We start from the raw sequence: 20407 nt of genomic DNA on the forward strand, positions 1-20407 counted from the left end.
CCACAACTGGGAGAAGAGAATGAAGGTCACCGTCATCGGTATGGGCCGCCTGGGCGTGCCCTACCTGACCGCCCTGGCCGAGCTGGGGCACGACGTGCTCGGCGTCGACATCAACCCCGAGACGCTGGACGCGCTGAAGGCCGGCCGCTGCCCCTTCGACGAGCCCGGCATCACGGACTACATCGCCAAGCACACCGCTGCGGGCCGGATGCGGTTCACCGACTCCTACGACGAAGCCGCCGCCCACGGCGACGTGTTCTTCCTCGCTGTGCCGACCCCGCAGCGCGAGGGGGCCATGACGATGGACCTGAGCGCGGTCGAGGAGTCCATCACCGCCCTCGCCCGCCGGCTGACGCGCGCCGCGGTGCTGATCGGCAAGTCGAGCCTCCCGGTGGGGGAGAGCGGACGGTTGGCGGCCCTGGCGGCCGCCGAAGCCCCGGACGGCGTGCGGCTGCGGGTGGGCTGGAGCCCGGACTTCCTGCGCGAGGCGCTGTCCATGGAGACGACCCTGCGCCCCGCACGGCTGGTCCTGGGATCGTCGGACGCCGACCGGACCGTGGTTGAGAGCATCGCCCGGCGGGTCTGGGCCGGCTGGCTGGAGGCCGGGGTGGTGATGCTGTCCACCGACCTCGTGACCGCCGACCTGACCAAGGCGGCCGCCAACGCCTTCCTCTCCACGAAGCTTTCGTTCGCCAACCTCGTCGACGACGTCTGCCAGGCAGCAGGCGCCGACTCCCGGACGGTCGCCACCGCCATCGGACTGGACCCGCGCATCGGCCCGTTCGGCCTGACAGCCGGCCTCGGCTGGGGCGGCTCCTGCCTGAGCAAAGACATCCGTGCCCTCGCCGATCGCGCCCAGGCCCTGGGCCAGAGCGCCGCCGCCGACTTCCTGTCTGCCGTGGACCAGACCAACACCGCACGCCGCGAGCTTGCCGTCGCGCACGCCGCCGCAGTCCTGCCCGGCGGCCTGAACGGGGCCGTGGTGGCCCTGTGGGGGGCCTCCTACAAGCCGTCCGTCGGCGACATCAGCGACTCACCCGCCCTGGACGTCGCCATGCGGATGCACCGCGCGGGCGCGGAGGTCCGCGTCCACGACCCCAGCGTCAACGACCTCGTGCGACGCCACCACCCCGAGCTCACGGTGGTCGACGCCCCCGCCGAAGCCCTCGTCGGCGCCGGGGTGCTGATCGTGGCCACCGACTGGCCGCGCTACACCGCCCTGGACCCCGCCTCCCTCGCCGACTCCACCACCCGGACCGTCATCGACGCCCGCCGCTGCCTGAACCCCATCCGCTGGCGGGCCGCCGGCTGGGAGCACCAGCAGCTCGGGGCATTCCGCCACCACACCGCCCAGGAGGCCTGAGGAGATGGAGCTGTTCGAGAACGCCGCGGTACACCGCGGCGTATCCGGAACCCGTGGCTGGGTTGTCGCCCCCGTACGGGGGCTGAACGACCCGTCCCCGCAGGGCCGGTACATCCTGGTGGCCGAGGACCTCACCCCGGCCGACACTGCCGCCCTCGACCTCTCCCTGGTCGCCGGGTTCTGCACCGCGAGCGGCGGCCCCACCTCCCACACGGTGCAGGTGGCCCACGGCCTGGGCATCCCCGCCGTCGTCGCGGCCGGCGCCGGGATCCTGGCCCTGCCGTCGGGCACCGTGTGCGCGCTCGACGGCGACGGCGGTCTCCTGCACACCGGTCTGGCCGGCCCGGATCTTCAGGCCGCGATCGGACGCGAAGACGAGCAGGCCGAGCGAAACCGGCTCCGGCACCAAGCGGCGCTGGCCGGCGGCCCGGCGCCGGGCGGGGTCACCCTGTCCACCACGTTCGTGAAGCCCGCCCAGGCCGCCGAGCTCGCGGGCAGCGCCGCCAGCGGGATCGGCCTGCTGGCCACCGAACTCCTCTTCCTGGGCCGCGAGCACGAGATCACCGACGAGGACGCCCACTACCAGGCCTACCGCAGCCTGGCCGACGCAGCAGGGGACGCGGAGATCACCGTACGGACCCTCGACATCGGCGGCGACAAACCCGTCCCCGCCCTCAACCTGCCCCAGGAGGACAACTCCTTCCTCGGCGTCCGGGGTCTGCGCCTGGCCCTGCGCCGCCCGGACGACCTCCTGATCCCCCAGCTGCGGGCCCTCTACCGCACGGCCGCAGACGGGGCGCGGCTGCGCATCATGTTCCCGATGGTCACCACCGTCGAGGAGTTCACCCGGGCCGCAGCCCTCGCCAAGGGCATTCGGCGAGAACTGAGGGCGCCGCGGGTGCCGCTGGGCGTGATGGTGGAGGTGCCGGCCTGCGCCCTGGCCGTCGACCAGTTCATCGGGTCCGTCGACTTTCTCAGCATCGGGACCAACGACCTGACCCAGTACCTCCTGGCAGTCTCGCGCACCAACCCGGCCCTCGCCCGCGACATCGACCCCCTGCACGTCGCGGTGAACCGCACCGTCGCCCACGTCGCCGACACCGCCGGCCCGGCCGGCGTACCGGTATCCGCCTGCGGCGGCCTGGCGGCCAGCCCCGTCGGCGCCGCCGTCCTGGCCTCGCTCGGCATCAGCGGCCTGACCGTCACGCTCCCCGCGATCCCCGCCGTACACGAGGCCCTCACCCGCCTCGGCGACGACGCCCGCCTGTCGATCCGGCACGAAGCCCTCACCACCGGCGGCACCGGCCACCTCACGCAGCACGTCGCCACGCTCCTCGGCCTCTGAGCCGACAGGCCCAGCGGTCCCGGGGCAGAACGCGTGCCCCGGGACCGCCCACTCCCTCTGGACCGGAAGGGTCGACTTCGTCATGCCCGCGACCACGCCCCGCCCGATCAACGTCCTGCTGATCGGCGGCTGCGGCCACTGGGCCGCCATCGAGAACCACGTCCCGGCCATCCTCACCCTGCAGCGCCGTGGCTTCCCGGTCAGGGTCAGCGCCATCTGTGACCTGCGAGACCCCTACGACGAGAACCTCCTTCGCCACATGCCGGACCTGCTGGACCTCCTGCGCTACGACCGGCCCCAGTGGATTCAGCCGGGGCCGGGGGAGAAGGCCGAGGACCTGGAGCGCCGCTTGGACGCCGCCCACGCCTGCCAGCCGTTCGACGTGGCGATCGTTGCCTGCGACCCCGTCGCCCACTACCCCTACCTGCACTGGGCGACCCGGCGCGGCATCCACGTCCTGTGCGACAAGCCGATCGTCGCCGTCGCGGACGCCGCCTGGGACGTGCACGCCGCAGCCACCATCGACACCCACTTCGACAACCTGCTCAAAGCCCACCTCGACCGGCCCGGCCACCTCTTCGCCATGCCCATGCGCCGCCGGGCCAACGACGCCTTCGTGGACTCCTCCCGCCTGATCACCGAGGTCTACGAGAAGCACGGCCAGCCCCTGACCATGGCCAACTTCACCGTGACCGGCGGCCACTTCCGCCTGCCCGAGGAGTACGGCCTCGGCAACGCCCACGGCTACACCCACGGCGTCGGCGCGCTCGCTTTCTCCAGCTACCACTACATCGACCTCATGGCCTGGTACCTGGGCCTGGCCCAGGGCCCCCTCACCGTGCTGCGGATCACCAATCACTACGTGCGGCGCGTGGGCGACTACCTCGATACCGGCCAGAACCGCGCCCTCGAAGCCCTCCTGCGGCCCCTGTCACCGGAGCCGGCCGCGATGGCCGGCCTGGATCGGCGGACCGCTCTGGCGGAGATGGACTTCGCCTTCACCCTCGAACTCCTCGACGACGACGCCCGGGTCCACGGCTACCTCACGTACGCCTTCACCTCCAACAGCTACTCCCACCGCCAGGTCGGCCTCCAAGAAGCCGACCGCGCCGGACACCTGCCCTTCCGGGAGAAGGGCCGCATGTCCCAGTTCGTCATCGACCTCCACCAGGGCCCCCTCCAGCACGTACGCGTCAGCAAGAACGACGTCGTCGGCGACCGCTACCGCATCCGCCTCGAACACCGCCGCAACCCCCTCATCGACGCCTCGGGCGGACGCTACGCGGACACGGTGTACGAGAACGCGCACAGCGCCAGCACCGTCACCCCCCAGACCATGACCGCCGAGTTCCTGCGCGCCGCCGCCGGATGCCCCCCGAACGAACTGGTCTCCCGGCGCATGACACACCTCGCGGACCAGACCCTCACCCAGCGCATCTACGCGGCCATGTACCGGCTGATCGCCGCCCGCCACGAAGCCGACGCCGAACGCCGCACCGTACTCACGCCGTCGCTCCTCATCGACATCCCCCGCTGAGCCCGCACGCCCACTCGAAGGACACCGACATGAACGACCTCCCGGCCGTGGACCACGGCATCCTCTTCTTCCCCCGCGGCGGATCCTCCCTCGTCGTCAAGAACCTCACCGAGCAGACCCTCGCCGCCGGCCGACCGGCCCGCATCTTCGCCGGCTCCCTCGGACAGCCCGGCGCCTACTCCCACGCCCCCACGTTCTACACCGGCCTGCCCCTGACGGTCACCGACTACAACCCGGCTGCCACCGCCCACACCCACGGCGCGGACGCCCTCGCCCAGCCGGTGCCCATGCACCCCAGCTACGAGGACCGCACCGGCGCCCCCGACCGCGTCTTCGCCGCCGTCGCCCCGCACACAGCCGACGCCATCGAGACCTACTGGCGCCGCCACCTCACCACCCACCACGCAGGACTGGCCGGCCTGCTTCATCTGCACCACCTGACCCCCCTGCATGGCGTCGCCCAGGGCGGCCACCGCCCGGTGGTGACCACCCTGCACGGCACCGAGCTGAAGTTCCTCGCCCACGCTCTGCGCCGACTGCGCCTCGCCGACGCCGTGGGCCTGTCCGTCGCCGACCTCGGCGAGCAGTACCGCACCGAACCCCGGGCAACCGTGCGGCGCATCGCCCAGACCGCGGGTGCTCCCGACCTCAACGAGGCCGAGTCACTGCTCACCGATCGCTGGCACATGTGGACCCACGCCCGGCACTGGGTGGACCGGCTGCGCGCCTACGCCCGAACCTGCGACCGGGTCGTGGTCATCTCCGAACAAGACCGCGCCCTCGCCCAATCCCTGGCCCACATCCCCGACAGCCGGATCGACCTCGTGCCCAACGGCGTCGACACCGACCGATTCACCCCGCCCGGGTCCTTCGACGACGCCGACCGCTCCAAGATCCTCCACCGGTGGCTCGTCGACGACCCCCAAGGCTGGCTCCCCGGCCGTGAACCCGGCACCATCCGCTACACCACCGGTGACGTGCGCCGCCTGCTCCACGACGACCAGGGCCGCCGCCGGCCGCTCCTGCTGTGGATGGGCCGCTTCCTCGCCTTCAAGCACCTCAACCTCCTCCTGGAGGCGGTCGCCGTCCTGCGCCAGCGCACTCCCCTCCGCCCCGCGCTGCTGGTCCTGGGAGGCAACCCCGGCGAATGGGAAGGCGAGCACCCTCACACCCTCGCCTCCCGCCTCGGCATCACCGACGACATCTTCTTCGCGGGCTGGCGCCCCCACAGCGACCTCATCGACGGCCTGCACTGCGCCGACCTCCTCACCGCCCCCTCCGTGGACGAGCCCTTCGGCCTGATCTACCTCGAAGCGATGGCCTCCGGCACCCCCGTGATCGCCTCCGCCAGCGGCGGCCCCCTCGGCTACGTCACCACCACCGGCCCCCACGCCACCGGCTGGCTCCCGGCCCCCGGCGACCTCGACGACCTCGCCGCCACCATCGAGCACGCCCTCGACGACACGGCCGAGCTGACTCGCCGAGGCCATGCCGCCGGCCAGTTCGCCCGCGACCGCTACTCCTGGCGCAGCCTCACCCCTCGCTACTTCGACATCTACGACCGCGTCCTCACCGACCGGACCTCCTGAACCGCGCACCGGCGGACCGCCACGGCCGACCGCCCCAGAAGCAGCACGATTCCGGCAGCGGAAGCCCTGCCGAGTAGGGTGGCGCCCGAGATCCGGGCGTCATCCGGCATATCCGAACAACGCCCCTGAACCGGCACGAGAAGGATGGACAGAACATGGCAGAGCGACGCATCGCGGTGTTCGGCGCCGGATACATCGGACTGGTGACCGGAGCATGCCTCGCCGAGCTGGGCCACCAGGTGGCCGTCCGGGACATCAACCCCGAACGCGTCCGCATCCTCAACGCCGGTGACGTCCCCATCCACGAACCCGGCCTTGGCGACATGATCGCCCGCAACAAGGAACGCCTGACCTTCACCGAGGATCTCACCGAGGCCGTCACCGGCGCCGAGATCGCCTATGTCTGCGTGGACACCCCGCCCTCCGCCTCCGGCGACGCAGACCTCTCCCGCGTATGGGCCGTCGTCCGCTCCCTCACCGACGCCGACGACCTGAAGGCCGTCGTCATGAAGTCCACCGTCCCCGTCGGCACCGGCGCCCGCGCCCGCGCCCTCCTCGACGAGATCGGCCTGGCCCACGTCGGCTACGTCTCCAACCCCGAGTTCACCGCCGAAGGCCGCGCCATCCAAGACTTCATGGCCCCCGACCGCATCGTCATCGGCCAGGACAACGACACCGCCGGCGCCCTCGTCGCCGCCCTGCACACCGGCATCAACGCACCCATCGCCACCATGGACGTCAAGTCCGCCGAGATGGTCAAACTCGCCGCCAACGCACTCCTCGCCACGAAGATCAGCTTCGCCAACGAGATCGCCACCCTCTGCGAGAACACCGGCGCCGACGTCACCGAAGTCCTCGGAGCCGTCGGCATGGACCACCGCCTCGGCGCCCACTTCCTGCGCCCCGGCATCGGCTGGGGCGGCTCCTGCTTCCCCAAGGACAGCGAAGCCCTGCGCCAGATGGCCTCCAACACCGGCTTCCACCCCCAGCTCCTCACCGCCGTCATCAACGTCAACAACATCCAAAAGCGCCGCGCCATCCAGCACCTCAAGGACGAACTCGGCGACCTCGCCGGCAAGCGCATCGCCCTCCTCGGCATGGCCTTCAAGCCCGGCACCGACGACATGCGCGAAGCACCCTCCACCGTGCTCGCCAGCCGCCTCCTCGCCGAAGGCGCACACGTACGCTCCTGGGACCCCCTCGCCCGCCCGGCCGCCGGAGAACCCTGGGACTCCACCACCCGCTACCCGACCCCCCAGCAGGCCCTGGCCAACGCGGACGCGGCAGTGATCGTGACCGAATGGCCCGAACTCGCCGAAGTCGACTGGACCGAAGCGCACAGCGCCATGCGCACACCAGTCCTGTTCGACGGACGCAACCTCCTCGACCCAGCGCGCCTGCGCGAGATCGGATTCCGGTACACCTCCGTCGGCCGCCCCTGACTGCTCGTCCACCAGCAGGCTGTCGCCTCCACCGTCGGCCGGGCCCTACCACCTGACCAGACCACCCGGGCGCCTCCCACACAGGGATAGGAGTCCCGGACGCCGGGCTGCTTGCCGAGCCGGTGACGCTCCAGCCGCAACGCGCCGAGGTGGCGCACCTCGTACACGTGCCGCCGCCACGCGGCGGCCTCGGTCTCCTCCGGCCGCGGGTAGGTGTCGAAGAAGGCCCGGCGCTCGTTTCTGTTTGGCGCGGGCCATCCGCATCGTCCAGTCCGCCTCCGGGTCGCCCCACCAGGGGCGGTCCATGTCCAGGACGCCGCAGATCGCCGGGACCAGCACGGACGCACTGACCTTGGCGATCTCCAGAGTGGGACCCCATCTCCCGCCCGAACCGGTCCAGTACCACCAGTACCCCCACTCCTGGGCCCAGGCTTGCGTGTTGCGCAGGGCAGCGAGCAGTCGCTCGCCGGGCTCGCACCCAATGAGCTGCAAGGGGATGTCTGGGCGGACCTTGCGCGGGGCGACGAGACCGTCGATGCTGCGGCATTCGCCGACAGGCCCCGCCCCTGTAGTCCTCTTCTGCTACTGCGAAGCGCGGAACGGCAGGCATCGTGCCAGGGCCGGCGCCGGGCCAGACCTCGCTGTGTTCGATCACGCCAGTGCCGACGACGACGTCGACGAGTCCCGGATCGGTCGCGTTGGGCGAGGACGAGATGACGACCGTGTCCACCAGGGTCCACGCGAACTGGGGGCCCTTCTCATCTGAGATGTCAACATCCAGATTGCCCAAAGACCGCGTGGCCTCGTCGGGAAAGGCACATCGTGCCATGGCCCTGCGGGCGTGCACCCGCGCAGAGTCAGGAGTTCACGTGACGGCGGCACCGGGTCGGCGAACAGTCCCTCGACATCGGCGCACCGCCCCCAGAAGTCGCTCTCAAGGCCGGCATCCTGGCGGGTCAGAAGATATCTGACCGGAAAGATGTGATCCCACATGCCATGGTCCCCGACCCGCAGGAAGCCTCCGAACACTTGAACCGACTTGGCGGGTCAACGATACGGAGCAACGTTCCCCGGCCCGACGGAAGGGGCAGTCAGCTCTTGCCTTGCCGAGCGGCTCCGGTGGCGGTGGTGTTTCGTACCGGAACTGTACCGCTGTCACAGAGGCCGGGGCCGCGCCGATCCGGAGGGGTGACCCTGGCTTCGGATCGCATCTCGACCGTGACGGTGACGGCGTCGCCTGCGAGTGACACCTCGCGGGCCGCTCCGTCGGACGAGGTTGCCGGCAGTGGTAGGCGGTCCGCCCGGTCGACGTGCGAAGGGCTCCCGGGCGGACTCCGCCTTCCACGCTGCCCCGTCGCAGGCGGGTCGGCCGTGAACGCGGCCGCGTACTGATCCGAACGGGCAGCGGACTGACTCCGCGTTCCTCGGCGGAGGACCGGGCGGAGGTAGGCCGTTGGGCGGATATGCCAAGAGCCGGCCCCGTTTTCGGGTGCCGGCTCTGTCGGCCTTCTCACGCGCCATACGTGATCACGCGGGTCCGCTTGCAACTGGTTGGAGCCAGGGCGTTCGCGGGATTTCGCCGAGGAACTCGACGCGCTGTCGATACTGACACCGGCTGTCCCGCCCTGCAAATGATCATGGGACGAATCTGAGCGAACCCGCTCACCGCCCGCGCCTGCCGCGTAGCCCGGCGAAAGCATTCGGGCATTCGCCCAGTTGAGGGATGAGCCCACTAATCGGACCGTAGTGCGATCCACCAATTTCTGCCTGGGACAGCACGGTAGCCAACTCGCTCCGGCGTGCACCGGGGCGCGTCCAGGGTGGCACGATTCTCTCGATCGCGGGTGGCGCCATCCACCCGTGACCGTTTCACCGTGTGTTGGAGCCAGCGGGATTTCCCCGTGTCGCAGCGGTGTCCGGTTCCCAGAGGGGACCGGACACTCCAAGATCCAAAGGAACGAACAGTGGTGACCCCCACCCCTTTACGGACCGACGCCCGTCCCAGCCAGCAGGCCGCTGACTCCACCCCCAGCAGTGGCCGCAGCGACGCCGGGATCGTCATCGCCTTCATCATCTCCGCCGCCGCTCTCGCGGCCAAAGGCATGCCCGTGACCGACGTCCTGGGCCTCCTCGCCGGCGCGGGCGTCACCGCCGTGACCACGGTGCGCCTGAAGTCCGGCAGAGTCCTCGGCCGCAGGGGACAGGCCATCCGCGCCGCGCTGACCACCGCTCCGCAGGAGTAGCAGCCGCCGATGGGCCGCCCCGAAAACAAAATCCCCCACCCCGACATGGCGGTGGGACGCCTCGCCCAGAGCCTGCGCACCGCCCGCGCCAACGCAGCCCTCACCTATGACCAGCTCGCCCGCCGCGCCGGATACAGCCGCGCCACCCTCCAGCGCGCCGCCTCCGGCGAACGCGTCCCGCCCCCGGAGGTGGTACGCGCCTACGCGATCGGCTGCAACGTCAACCCAGGACTGGTCATGGGCCTGTGGCACCAGGCCCAGAAGGAGAAGGTGCGCCGCACCAGCGGTGCGCACTCCTCCGACGCTCCGCGTCTGAACATGGCCCGGGACGAGGCCGACCTCGGTGCGGTCCTCGCCGGCCTCCACGAACGAGCCGGCGCCCCCTCGCTCCGAGTGATGCAGCGCCGTACGGAGCTGGCCCCGGGCATACAGCGCCTCTCACGCTCCACACTGCACCGGATCATCCGCCGCAGGCTCATTCCCCAGACCCGGGAGCGGATGGAGGCCTACCTCGTCGCCTGTGACCTCGCCCCGCACAAACGCCCGGCATGGATGGAGGCATGGAAGCGGGTGCGCGCCACCGCGGAGAACGAACGGGACCGGCGCAGGCGTTATGAGCAGGCACGCGCACGGGAGGTCGACGCCTTGCTGGCTGGTCCCCACAGCGACGAGGCGGCACGGCGCCTGATCAGGAAGGCCGGATTCGCGCCGACCGAGAAGTTTCCCGGCCCCCGTCAGCCATGGGGTGCTCGCTGCGTGACCTGCGGGAAGTGGGGCCGGTTCCGGCTGGCACAGATCATCCTCGGCGAAGCCGGGTGCGTGGTCTGCCGAGCGGCCCACCTAGGCAGTCCCGAGCCGCCCGCGGCCGCGCAGCACCTGCCGGTCCTGGTGAGGGGAGCGACCTCGGCATTCGACTGCCTGCCGAGGGCTGGATCGCCCTGACGTCGGTGGCTTCGCAAGGCGGCTCGGGCACGGCGGGGCCGGCCGACTCGGACGGGCTGGTTGGAGACCAAGCTCCGCTGGGGCCTGGCGGCGGACGACCACTAGCGCGAGGCGCTGCTTGGGCTGCGGAGGACTGCCCCGGCTCGACCGTCTCCTACGAGACCGCGCCTAGGACTCCTGGGGCGCGGCCAGGCGGGAGCCGAGCCTGAACCGCAGCTCGCCCGCGGCCCTTGTGATCCTCTCGGGCTGGGTGTCGTCGTCGAGCACCGCGAGCAGGACCATCAAAGCCCTGGCCTCGTCCTCGCTGATCAGCTTCAGCCGGGTCTCGTTCGCACCGTCGAGCAGTACGTCCAGCATGTCGTCGTCCATGCCGACAACAACGCCTGACCGCCGCCGCCGTCACAGGCGCATCGGGCTGAGGTCCGCTTCGTTGTGTCCAATGCCGCAGTTGTTGCGGAGGGCGGCGACCGCCTCGACGGCCGCTCCAGCAGCCTTGTTGGTCTTGATTTTCGCCGCACTGGGCTCCCGGGCCCACAGCGGCGATACCGTGGTGACACCACGCCAGATGACAGTCCAGGAGTCCCGGATGAGCAAGCAGCCAGCCACCGCGCCCGTGCCCGCTGGGCCGTCCGCAGTGCAGGGCGCGACCGCTGGCAGCCCGTCGACTCGACGGCTGATCCCCCCCAAGCAACTAAATGAAAACAGCCATCTGAGCCGATAAAGCCCCAGATCAGAAAGAGTCGACCCCGCGCCCGCGGGGATGGTCCGGCTCCTCGCCTCTCCTTTGTTGCCGAAAGGAGGTCGACCCCGCGCCCGCGGGGATGGTCCGCGATGAGCGAAGGCGAGGGGTACGCGGGCATCGTCGACCCCGCGCCCGCGGGGATGGTCCGCTGCCCTCGCTCCGGGAGGTCTGCGACGCGCAGTCGACCCCGCGCCCGCGGGGATGGTCCGCGCGGCTGCCTGGTCCCGAGCGATCTCGGCGGGTCGACCCCGCGCCCGCGGGGATGGTCCTGTCAGGGGGATGGCTACGGCTTCGGGCTCTCTGTCGACCCCGCGCCCGCGGGGATGGTCCCTTGGTTGCGACGTCCCAGGCCTTGCTCGGGCTGTCGACCCCGCGCCCGCGGGGATGGTCCGATCGTTTCGAGAATTCTCTGAGGAGTTGTTCTGTCGACCCCGCGCCCGCGGGGATGGTCCGGCGACCTCGTCGCCCTGCTCCTCATGGCCGCCGTCGACCCCGCGCCCGCGGGGATGGTCCGCGGTACGGCAGCGGGCGTGGCAAGGTCCGCTAGTCGACCCCGCGCCCGCGGGGATGGTCCGTCCACCCTCGCCGCCGCCCTGCCGGTGGACGTGTCGACCCCGCGCCCGCGGGGATGGTCCGGGCGAGGTGGCTGTTCCTGGCCGCAGTGTCCTGTCGACCCCGCGCCCGCGGGGATGGTCCGAAACTCCCGTACAGCCACATCTTCGTGGACACGTCGACCCCGCGCCCGCGGGGATGGTCCGCCCCGCGGGATGGCCTACCAGGTAGTCATCAAGTCGACCCCGCGCCCGCGGGGATGGTCCGCCGCCAGGTCTCTCGACCGGCGCGGCGATACCGTCGACCCCGCGCCCGCGGGGATGGTCCGTCGGTCAGGACGACCGCGGCAACCCGCAGTTCGTCGACCCCGCGCCCGCGGGGATGGTCCGCCGTGATCCTGCCCAGCGACGTCGTCCAGCTCGTCGACCCCGCGCCCGCGGGGATGGTCCGCCTTGCCGATCGGTCCTAGCGCCCAGCAGGTCGTCGACCCCGCGCCCGCGGGGATGGTCCGCCGGCACTCACCCCCGAGATGACGTCGTCCGAGGTCGACCCCGCGCCCGCGGGGATGGTCCTTCGGTACTACCGGAGTTACAGAGTTCGGAAGTGTCGACCCCGCGCCCGCGGGGATGGTCCCGTGATGCGCTGGCCGAGTCGGGCCCGGCCCGAGTCGACCCCGCGCCCGCGGGGATGGTCCGCGCGGGATGCCGACGGCGCCGCCCGTCGCGAAGTCGACCCCGCGCCCGCGGGGATGGTCCTAGGCCCACGTGGGAATGAACGCGGGACGCTGCGTCGACCCCGCGCCCGCGGGGATGGTCCGACCCGCCGCACCAACGGGGCGACGGGCCGGTAGTCGACCCCGCGCCCGCGGGGATGGTCCGAGAAAACGGTCAGACAGCACGCGGGCCAGAGGGTCGACCCCGCGCCCGCAGGGATGGTCCGTTCGGCGCCTCCGACCTGGCCCCGGCCGTTGTGTCGACCCCGCGCCCGCGGGGATGGTCCGAGGGCTCGTGTCGCCAAGGCGCTTTCCTCGGCGTCGACCCCGCGCCCGCGGGGATGGTCCGAATCAGGTGGCGGTGAACAGCGGTGGACTGGGGTCGACCCCGCGCCCGCGGGGATGGTCCGATGAACGTCGCCATCATCGAGGTCGAGTACACGTCGACCCCGCGCCCGCGGGGATGGTCCGGGCATGGTCGGCGCTCAGCCCCTGGGCCTTATGTCGACCCCGCGCCCGCGGGGATGGTCCGGCCGGAGAGGCCGACCGACCCGAACACGGGCCGTCGACCCCGCGCCCGCGGGGATGGTCCCCCCACCAGACCGGTCTCCTACCCACCGAAGGGGTCGACCCCGCGCCCGCGGGGATGGTCCGACCGGGCAGCTTCCGTCGCAGTGGTGGGCGCAGTCGACCCCGCGCCCGCGGGGATGGTCCGGCACGCACGGCGGTCTTCATGCTGACGCTGTGGTCGACCCCGCGCCCGCGGGGATGGTCCGGTGGTTTTCCTCAGAAACTGCGAGTCAAGTCCGTCGACCCCGCGCCCGCGGGGATGGTCTGGGCTGCGGGTGGTCGAGCAGGTAGCCGTAGCGGTCGACCCCGCGCCCGCGGGGATGGTCCTTTTTTGACGCTGACGACCAACGGCCTGCCGGTGTCGACCCCGCGCCCGCGGGGATGGTCCCCTTACGAGGCTGGCCTCAGCAACCGTCGAGCCGTCGACCCCGCGCCCGCGGGGATGGTCCGGGCGAGGCCCTGCGGACGAAGGCCGTCGGCAAGTCGACCCCGCGCCCGCGGGGATGGTCCGGCGGCCAAGGCCGAGGCCGAGCGGCACACCACGTCGACCCCGCGCCCGCGGGGATGGTCCTTTGGGCTCACCCGATCGAGGCTCCCGACGGCCGTCGACCCCGCGCCCGCGGGGATGGTCCGAGCGCGCTATCGGCACTCTGGCGCGAGTGATAGTCGACCCCGCGCCCGCGGGGATGGTCCGCTGATCGGCCGCTGGATATAGCCCGGCTGGCCGTCGACCCCGCGCCCGCGGGGATGGTCCTACTGCATCGCCAACCACGAAGACGGTTCCGAGGTCGACCCCGCGCCCGCGGGGATGGTCCGAGACCGCCGTCCCGCGCCCGGTGGGGGGCGGGGTCGACCCCGCGCCCGCGGGGATGGTCCGTGCCCGGCCTGTTCGGGAAGGTCCCGCATGACGTCGACCCCGCGCCCGCGGGGATGGTCCCGGGCAGTGGGAGGAACCGCCCCGCTTCCGGCAGTCGACCCCGCGCCCGCGGGGATGGTCCGGTGCTGCACTGCCCGCGCGGCAGGGTCGGCTTGTCGACCCCGCGCCCGCGGGGATGGTCCGGGCCGCTCCCTCCACGGGAGGACCGGCTCCGGGTCGACCCCGCGCCCGCGGGGATGGTCCCAGCTGGTGACCGGCGAGCGCCTGCTCGGCAGCGTCGACCCCGCGCCCGCGGGGATGGTCCGGACACCTGATGTACGCGCTCGACATCGAGACCGTCGACCCCGCGCCCGCGGGGATGGTCCGCTCCGGTTGGGCGGGGCGGTGCTCCGGCTCCGGTCGACCCCGCGCCCGCGGGGATGGTCCGTGGGGCAAGGGTCCACTGACGTGCGCGATGCTGTCGACCCCGTGCCCGCGGGGATGGTCCGGCCACGTACACCCGGACGCTCGGCTACCACGCGTCGACCCCGTGCCCGCGGGGATGGTCCGGCGCACTGCGTGCTGTCCGGGATCGAGATGCAGTCGACCCCCCGCCCGCGGGGATGGTCCGCCTACGTGGCCCGTGATCACCATCTACGGACCGTTGGCCCCGCGCCCGCGGGGATGGTCCGGCCCCCGCGAACGGCGAGGGCCAGGCGGTGGAGTCGACCCCGCACCTGCGGGGATGGTCCTAGTCTCCTGTATGCCCGTGGGGCCTCCTGAGGGTTGAGGGTCTCGGGGGATGGGGTTCGGTTTTCGCAGGTCAAGGCGTGTTGTCAGTGGTGGTCCTTACTCTCTGGTGTTCTTCGGACGAGTTCGTGGAGGGTCTGGTGGACTTACAGCAGCTGCGTGAGCGGTTTGAGCCCTCTGTCGCGGCGGCCCTGGAGACGTTGTGGGGCAAGTCGCGTGAGCGGGCCGGGGGTACCACGAACCTTCTGATGGCGCATCTCCTGGACACTGCTGCGGTAGCGGAGTTGCTTTGGGACGGCTTCCTTGCTCCTTCGACAAGGTCGGCCCTGGATGCGGTCGCCGGTGGGCCGGGGCGCGGGCGAGGGCTGTTCGCCTGGCTGTGCGGGATCCACGATTGCGGCAAGGCGACGCCGGTGCATCAGCGTCTGTGGTCCGAGGGTGCGGAGGCGGTGCGGGGGTCGGGGCTGACCTGGTTCGAGCCGGCTGCTGTGGCGGGGGCGAAAAGCCAGAGGCGCTGGCGTCACGACTGGGCCGGTGGGCTGATGGCGCGTGAGCTGTTGGCCTCGGCCGGCTGGGGCCCGGAGCAGGTGGACTGGGTGTGGCCTCTGGTGGCGGGGCATCATGGCGCGTTTCCGTCGCTGCGGGACGTTCAGGAGCCCAGGACGGCCAAGGGGCAGTTGAGGGGGAGGGGGCTCTGGCGCCAGGTTCAGCATGCGGTGCTGGATGTTTTCACCCAAGAGCTGGGGTTCGGGGGCCTCGGCGAGCTGCAGCCTGTGGCGGTCCCGTCGCGGGCGCTGCAGTTGCAGCTCAGTGGTCTGGTGGTCATGGCGGACTGGATCGCGAGTGACGAACGCTTCTTCCACGGCATGGATGACCTGCGGCAGGTGAGTCTGGACGCTTCCCGCCAGCGGGCGGCTGCGGCCTGGACGGCACTGGGACTCCAGCGGGGCTGGGGGGCCCTGACCGCTCCGGTGCCCGAAGCATTTCGGGACCGGTTCGGATACGCGCCGCGGCCGTCGCAGGCCATGGTCGTCGATGCTGCGCGCAGCATGGGCGGTCCGGGGCTGATGGTGATCGAGGCCCCCATGGGGGAGGGCAAGACGGAGGCCGCTCAGGCGGCGGCGGAAGTCCTGGCCGCCAGGTTCGGTGCGGACGGTGTCTTTGTCGGGATGCCGACCCAGGCGACCAGCGATCCCATGTTCACCCGCACCCGGCGGTGGCTGGAGGCCATCGACGCCGACCTTGCGTCCCGGGTGGTACTGCTGCACGGCAAGAGGCCCTTCAACCAGGAGTGGAAAGCACTACTGGAAAACGCGGGAGCCTCCGCGGATAAGGCGTTCGAGGGAGTCGACGAGTTCGGGATGGACGACGACCCCTACGGTGTCCAGCACGAAGAGTGCGGCGAGGAGGAGCGGAAGGCCCCCGCGGAGTGGTTCCTCGGGCCCAAGCGCGGGCTTCTGGCCCCGTTCGTCGTGGGCACCGTCGATCAGCTCTTGTACGCGGCCACCCGCACACGGCATGTCATGCTGCGGATGGCCGGACTTGCGGGCAAGGTCGTGGTGCTGGACGAAGTCCACGCGTGTGACGTCTACATGAGCCAGTTCCTGGCGGAAGCACTGCGCTGGCTGGGCCAGGCGGGCGTGCCCGTGATCGTTCTCTCCGCGACGCTTGCCCCCGCTCAGCGGCAGGCGCTGTTCGAGGCCTACCTTGCCGGTGCGGCCTCGCAGGAGGAGTTCCCGGCGCACGTTCCGGCTCCGCAGGGCTATCCGAGTGTCACGGCCGCCTGGCTGGCCGCCTCCGGGGAGGCGCAGTTCCACGCAGACGCGACGGAGAGCTGGCGCGCAGACCTCCCCGTCGCCGTGCGCGTGATGCCGGAGACGATGCCGGGTGCACGATCCACGCGTGAAGAACGAGAGCGTCTGCAGAGCGATGCGGATACCGCAGTAGGTGATCTGCTGGCGGACGAACTCGCCGACGGAGGGACCGCGCTTGTCATCCGCAACTCCGTCGCGCGGGCGCAGAGCGTCTACGAGGAACTGCGCGGCCGATTCGATTACGCCGAAGTGCGACTCCTGCACGCCCGCTTCACCGTTGCCCGACGCGCCGACCTGACGGAGGAGAGCCTGCGCCTGCTGGGGCCGCGGACGCCCCGCCGCCCGGGCGGACGGCTCATCCTGGTGGCGACACAGCTTGCCGAGCAGTCCTTCGATGTCGACGCAGACCTGCTCGTCACGGATCTTGCCCCCGTCGACCTCCTGCTGCAGCGCATCGGACGGCTGCACCGGCATGAAGGCACGTGGCGCCCGGGCCGACTGCGCACGCCCAAGGCGTTCGTCACCGGATTCCAGCCATGCGACGGCCGCGAGCCGGCCTTCGTGCACGCCAGCGAGATGATCTACGGGCGTCATCTGCTGCTGCGGACCGCTTCCGTACTGCCCGATGCGGGCAAGGGGTGGTCGGTTCCGGGAGACGTACCCGGGCTGGTGGAGAGCGTGTACGGGACGGATACGTCACTGCTGCCCGAAGCGTGGCAGGAGGCCTGTGAGGCTGCCGCCAGGGAGCAGAACGACCGGGACCGTACCCGCGCGGAAGCGGCGCGCGAGTTCCTTTTGACCCCGCACGGTGAGCACGAGCGCCGGACACTGGCGGGTCTGCACTACGGCGGATCCACCGCGGGCGGCGATGAGGATTCGCTGCGGGCAGCGGTGCGTGACGGTGACGAGTCCGTCGAGGTCGTTCTCGTGGTCCGGGGCGAGGGCGAAGCCGTCTTCCGGACATTGGCCGGGCGGGCCTTGAGCGTCAACGGAGACGTGGCACCGGACGTGCTGGAGGAGGTACTGGGCTCGACGGTGAGGCTGCCCTCCAAGCTCACACACCCGGCGCTTGAACTGCGTCCTTTGCCCGGCTGGCACGGGCATCCGTGGTTGCGGCGGAGCCGTGCTCTGGTGCTGGACGCATCACGCAGAGCCCGCGTGGGTGACTTCACCGTGTCCTACGACGAAGAGTTCGGGCTCCGGCAGATGTAGAGGAGCCCGCGGCCGGCCGCACCGGCAGCCGCCCCATGGGCCCGGTGAGCCGCCGGGCCGGAGCCCGGCGGCTCGATGCCCCGCCTGACGCGGGGACGAAGCGAACCCCGGTCTGTGAGGCAAACAGAAGAGGGGACCATCCCCGCAGCGCAGACCTGGAGGTCCGCAGGCGAGGCCAACTACCGGATTGTCGCAGCCGTTTGCGGAGAACGCACCCGAGCCCCCAGACGCCACTGCTAGCGTCAAACATAAGAGATTCCATCAAGGGGTACCGATGACTCATGGCTTTTCCCTGACGGACGATCCCTGGCTGCTCTTACCGTCAACCGCGGGAGAACCGGCACAGGAACGCCCCTTGCTCACAGCGCTGCTGGAGGCGCACGAGTTCGGCGAACCGGTGGTGGAGATACCCACACAGAAGCCGGCTGTGTTCCGGCAGGTCCTGCTCCCCGTGATCGTCGCCGCTCTGGGCCGCCCGGCTGATGAGCGCGAGTGGATGAACTGGTACTCGCAAGGGCAGTGGTCGCCCGAGCAGCGTCTCAGGCTCCAGGAATATCTGGACGCGCACCGAGGACTGTTTGACCTCTTCGATCCGGTGCAGCCCTTCGGCCAGGTTGCCGGGCTGTCTACCGCGAAGGGCGAGACGAAGAACGCAGGGCTGATCGTCGCGACCGCAGCCACCGGCAACAACGTACCCCTGTTCGCTTCGCGTACGGAGGGCGACGCCTTCTCGCTGACTCCGGCGCAGGCAGCACACTGGCTGCTGCACACGCAGTGCTGGGACACCGCAGCGATCAAGACGGGCGCTGTGGGCGACCCGCAGGCGAAGGCAGGGAAGACCACCGGAAACCCGACCGGGCCCCTCGGGCAGATGGGCGTCACCCTGCTGGCCGGCAGAACACTCTTCGAGACACTGCTGCTGAACATCCCGGTCGGTGCACCACCGACGTCGAGCGACCTCCCGCAGTGGGATAGACGAGACCCCGCCGGTCCGCGGCCGGTCGGCACCCCCCAGTGGCAGACGCGAGCCCCCCAGGGGCTCCTGGACCTGTGGACCTGGCAGTCCCGCCGGATCCGGCTCTTTCCGGAAGCGACCGATGAAGGCCTGCGGGTGACCCAGGTCCTGGTCGCCGCAGGGGACCGCATGCCGCACACGCCCGAGACCGAACCGCACACCATGTGGCGCGTGGAGGCGACCGGCGGCCGGAGCTCGGCAAAAGACAAACGCGGCACCACCCCGCCCCGCCGCCCGTTGCGGCTCCAGCCGGGCAAGGCCGCCTGGCGTGGGCTCGACGCACTCCTGGCACCCGAGCGGCAGTCCCGGGACGCCGGAGAGAAGACGAGCGGTTTCGCCACGAGCAAGCTCCTGGACCAGGCCGGCGCCCTCATGCCCGAGCTGGGCGAGGCCTATCCACTGCGTGTGGAACTCTCCGGCATCGCGTACGGCAACCAGTCGGCCGTCATCGACGACGTGATGTTCGACGCCCTGCCCCTGCCGCTGGCCGCCCTCGACACCGACAGCGATGTCCGCTCAGCCCTCCTCGAAGTCGCCGAACAGGCAGAACAGCTGGCCACAGCAGTCAACCATCTCTCGGCAGATCTGCGGCGTGCGCTCGGCACCGAACCGATCCCCTGGGACAAGGGACAGCGCCCCGGAGAACTCGTCCTGCACGCCCTGGACCCGCTGGTGCGACGCATGCTCACGGGAATGAGGGGGCTGGAAGACCTCGAGCGCATCGAAGCCGGCCAGCTCGCATGGGAACAACTTGCCTGGCGCCGGAGCTGGGAGATCGCCGACCGCCTCCTGCAGGCAGTGCCTATCGGGGCCTACACGGGGAGAAGCACCTCCCAGGGAGAGGGGAAGCCCGAGCGTACGCACCGCGTCCCGCTGGCCGAGGCCTCCTTCCTCAGACGGCGAGCGGAAATCCTCCACCGAGCCGACGCCCTTCGCCGCAACAGCACACGTTCCGACAGCCAGTAGACGACACACAACAGCCCTGTCGACGCGCTGTAAGCCAGCCACGCCCCGGCCGGAGCGACCCGACCACGCCCCCAGGGCCTCCCCGCATGCCCTCCTGTGACACAGAACCCTCATCACGTCTGGACACGGTCATGACCGAAGAAGACCACACACAGCAGAGAATCTGGCACCGCTACATCGCCGCGGACGGCACCTGGCGCCGCAAGACCGGCACAGCGGCCGAGAAACGCCCGCCCGGGGAAGACCTCGCGGTGCTGCGCAGGGGGCTCGGCAGCCCCGCCGGAACCGTGCTGGAGATGTTCCCGTTCTACACCTGCCCGGTCGACGACTTCGCCGCACGCCGCGGAGAGGTCTCGGCCGCACAGGAGGCCGAGCACGTGGCACTCGCCCTCTACGGACTGCACCAGCAGAGCCAGGACCGGCCGATGCACCGTGAGGCAGTCGGCCTCGGCCGGGCCGTGCTCGAGCTCCGGCGCCACGACCGCACGAGCGAGGCGGCAGTCGACACCCGTTTCCAGCAGACGTTCTCCGCGACATCGGTACCGGCCCTCCAGCACCGGCTGCGCGGCCTGGTCACCCAGCTCAGAGACATCAAGCAGCCCCTCGACTACAACCAGCTGGCCTGCGACATCCTCCACTGGAACCGGCCCGAGTCACGCACCCGCGTACGCCGCCGCTGGGGCCTGGACTACTACGCCTGGACCCAGAAGACAGCATCTCCGCAACCCGGCCGCTGACCGACAGCAAGCCCAGCCCC

General features: G+C 71.1%; 12 protein-coding genes, 1 pseudogene and 1 CRISPR repeat array. Of the genes and pseudogenes, 11 read left to right on the forward strand and 2 right to left on the reverse strand.

Annotation, left to right across the window (positions count from 1 at the left end; translation table 11 throughout):
• The first annotated feature begins 19 nt into the window (after positions 1-19).
• The 8 genes and pseudogenes from ACFYOB_RS37230 (at position 20) to ACFYOB_RS37265 (ending at position 10461) form a co-directional block, all read left to right on the forward strand.
• Positions 20-1363: a UDP-glucose dehydrogenase family protein gene (locus ACFYOB_RS37230; RefSeq protein ID WP_388568311.1), complete on the forward strand. Its 1344-nt coding sequence runs from the start codon at positions 20-22 to the stop codon at positions 1361-1363.
• A gap of 4 nt (positions 1364-1367) precedes the next feature.
• Positions 1368-2708, forward strand: a complete 1341-nt coding sequence (locus ACFYOB_RS37235; RefSeq protein ID WP_388568314.1) for a putative PEP-binding protein — start codon at positions 1368-1370, stop codon at positions 2706-2708.
• An 82-nt stretch (positions 2709-2790) separates the two neighbouring features.
• Positions 2791-4245, forward strand: coding sequence for a Gfo/Idh/MocA family oxidoreductase (locus ACFYOB_RS37240; RefSeq protein WP_388568317.1), 1455 nt, complete (start codon positions 2791-2793; stop codon positions 4243-4245).
• Positions 4246-4274: 29 nt separating this feature from the next.
• Positions 4275-5834 carry a glycosyltransferase family 4 protein gene (locus tag ACFYOB_RS37245; RefSeq protein WP_388568320.1) on the forward strand — a complete coding sequence of 520 codons (1560 nt, stop codon included), beginning with the start codon at positions 4275-4277 and terminating at the stop codon, positions 5832-5834.
• Positions 5835-5989: 155 nt separating this feature from the next.
• The gene (locus ACFYOB_RS37250; RefSeq protein WP_388568323.1) at positions 5990-7276 is read left to right on the forward strand and encodes a UDP-glucose dehydrogenase family protein; all 1287 of its coding nucleotides are present in this window, start codon (positions 5990-5992) and stop codon (positions 7274-7276) included.
• A gap of 1112 nt (positions 7277-8388) precedes the next feature.
• Positions 8389-8523 (forward strand): annotated as a pseudogene (locus ACFYOB_RS37255) (excalibur calcium-binding domain-containing protein); the annotation flags it as partial.
• A 720-nt stretch (positions 8524-9243) separates the two neighbouring features.
• Positions 9244-9519: a hypothetical protein gene (locus ACFYOB_RS37260; protein WP_388568325.1), complete on the forward strand. Its 276-nt coding sequence runs from the start codon at positions 9244-9246 to the stop codon at positions 9517-9519.
• Positions 9520-9528: 9 nt separating this feature from the next.
• The gene (locus tag ACFYOB_RS37265) at positions 9529-10461 is read left to right on the forward strand and encodes a helix-turn-helix domain-containing protein (RefSeq protein ID WP_388568328.1); all 933 of its coding nucleotides are present in this window, start codon (positions 9529-9531) and stop codon (positions 10459-10461) included.
• Between the two features lie 168 nt (positions 10462-10629).
• On the opposite strand, the gene ACFYOB_RS37270 is transcribed toward ACFYOB_RS37265, so the two are convergent.
• Together ACFYOB_RS37270 and ACFYOB_RS37275 are read right to left on the reverse strand one after the other, a co-directional pair.
• Positions 10630-10830 (reverse strand): hypothetical protein, encoded by a 201-nt coding sequence (locus ACFYOB_RS37270; RefSeq protein WP_388568331.1) that lies wholly within the window; start codon positions 10828-10830, stop codon positions 10630-10632.
• Between the two features lie 30 nt (positions 10831-10860).
• Positions 10861-11055, reverse strand: a complete 195-nt coding sequence (locus ACFYOB_RS37275; RefSeq protein ID WP_388568334.1) for a hypothetical protein — start codon at positions 11053-11055, stop codon at positions 10861-10863.
• 145 nt (positions 11056-11200) lie between these two features.
• Positions 11201-14646: direct repeats of the CRISPR family, unit length 29 nt; unit sequence GTCGACCCCGCGCCCGCGGGGATGGTCCG.
• Between the two features lie 137 nt (positions 14647-14783).
• Between ACFYOB_RS37275 and cas3 the strand changes: the two genes are divergently transcribed.
• The 3 genes from cas3 to casB all read left to right on the forward strand — a co-directional run bounded on the left by cas3 (position 14784) and on the right by casB (position 20387).
• Positions 14784-17669: a CRISPR-associated helicase Cas3' gene (gene cas3, locus ACFYOB_RS37280; protein ID WP_388568337.1), complete on the forward strand. Its 2886-nt coding sequence runs from the start codon at positions 14784-14786 to the stop codon at positions 17667-17669.
• 274 nt (positions 17670-17943) lie between these two features.
• Positions 17944-19650, forward strand: coding sequence for a type I-E CRISPR-associated protein Cse1/CasA (gene casA / locus ACFYOB_RS37285; protein ID WP_388568339.1), 1707 nt, complete (start codon positions 17944-17946; stop codon positions 19648-19650).
• A 131-nt stretch (positions 19651-19781) separates the two neighbouring features.
• The gene (casB, locus tag ACFYOB_RS37290) at positions 19782-20387 is read left to right on the forward strand and encodes a type I-E CRISPR-associated protein Cse2/CasB (protein WP_388568342.1); all 606 of its coding nucleotides are present in this window, start codon (positions 19782-19784) and stop codon (positions 20385-20387) included.
• Positions 20388-20407 lie beyond the last annotated feature (20 nt).

It is taken from the genome of Streptomyces sp. NPDC006463 (genome assembly GCF_042870715.1).
In the GTDB taxonomy this organism is placed as follows: Bacteria; Actinomycetota; Actinomycetes; order Streptomycetales; family Streptomycetaceae; genus Streptomyces.

Bases quoted from the DNA above. Each gene is read 5' to 3' on its own strand.
- casB (WP_388568342.1), top strand. From the start codon at position 19,782: ATGACCGAAGAAGACCACACACAGCAGAGAATCTGGCACCGCTACATC.
- ACFYOB_RS37270 (WP_388568331.1), bottom strand. From the start codon at position 10,830: ATGGACGACGACATGCTGGACGTACTGCTCGACGGTGCGAACGAGACC.
- ACFYOB_RS37250 (WP_388568323.1), top strand. From the start codon at position 5,990: ATGGCAGAGCGACGCATCGCGGTGTTCGGCGCCGGATACATCGGACTG.
- ACFYOB_RS37245 (WP_388568320.1), top strand. From the start codon at position 4,275: ATGAACGACCTCCCGGCCGTGGACCACGGCATCCTCTTCTTCCCCCGC.
- ACFYOB_RS37235 (WP_388568314.1), top strand. From the start codon at position 1,368: ATGGAGCTGTTCGAGAACGCCGCGGTACACCGCGGCGTATCCGGAACC.
- ACFYOB_RS37265 (WP_388568328.1), top strand. From the start codon at position 9,529: ATGGGCCGCCCCGAAAACAAAATCCCCCACCCCGACATGGCGGTGGGA.
- ACFYOB_RS37230 (WP_388568311.1), top strand. From the start codon at position 20: ATGAAGGTCACCGTCATCGGTATGGGCCGCCTGGGCGTGCCCTACCTG.
- ACFYOB_RS37240 (WP_388568317.1), top strand. From the start codon at position 2,791: ATGCCCGCGACCACGCCCCGCCCGATCAACGTCCTGCTGATCGGCGGC.
- casA (WP_388568339.1), top strand. From the start codon at position 17,944: ATGACTCATGGCTTTTCCCTGACGGACGATCCCTGGCTGCTCTTACCG.